Origin of the sequence: Paenibacillus germinis (assembly GCF_013141785.1) — a bacterium.
In the GTDB taxonomy this organism is placed as follows: Bacteria; Bacillota; Bacilli; order Paenibacillales; family NBRC-103111; genus Paenibacillus_E; species Paenibacillus_E phytorum.
This window is the reverse complement of record NZ_WHOC01000029.1, coordinates 1-630: the sequence shown is the minus strand read 5'-3', so window position 1 is coordinate 630 and position 630 is coordinate 1. Positions and strand designations below refer to the sequence as shown.

At 42.2% G+C, this 630-nt stretch carries 1 protein-coding gene; it reads right to left on the bottom strand.

Going from position 1 to position 630, the window contains the following annotated elements; all coding sequences use genetic code 11:
* A partial coding sequence (locus GC102_RS06900) for a DUF5667 domain-containing protein (RefSeq protein ID WP_246320771.1) occupies positions 1 to 630 on the bottom strand: 630 nt, incomplete at both ends.

The following is a 630-nucleotide window of genomic DNA, read 5'->3' as shown; positions in this document are numbered from 1 at the left end:
AGGTTGCTGCTCTGCTTTATCTGTTACACCCTCATTTGTCTGCCCCTGTCGGGTTTTCTTTTCGATTTTAGACAGCTTTTTATCTAAATGGTCAAACGATTTTTCTATATTTTTCATTAGAGCTGACTGGGCTTTTGGATTACCCACTTTTTCCAATGCTGAAGCCAAAGCCAGAATGTTGTGCTGCAATTCGGTTTTTACCTTCAGTACCTGCTCAGGGTGTTTTACTTCCTTTTCAGTATCGTTCACATCTTTGGTTTCAGTTTGCTCTGTTGTTGTAGTCTTTGCTTCCGTATCTACCGATAGTGTCGCAGATGCAGCGAGTGCAGTCTTTTCGGTTGTCGACAAACCGGAAGCCTGTTCTGTTTTTTGGATAGCATTTTGTTGAGTTTCTAGTGACTTCTGAAGAGATAGACTTGCCTCATTCGTTTTTCCCTTAGCCAATAAGGTGTTCGCTTCCCCAAGTCGTTCTTGGGCAAAGGAGGTAAGAAGTCTTGCTTCCTTTATGTCATTGACAGTTAGGGCTAATCGAATATTTTCGTACATAGTTTTTACAAAGTAGAAGAAGTCTCCAGGCAATAGACCTGTGGTCTCAGCTGTATTCTGAGTGACGTTCACGGATGCAGGAGT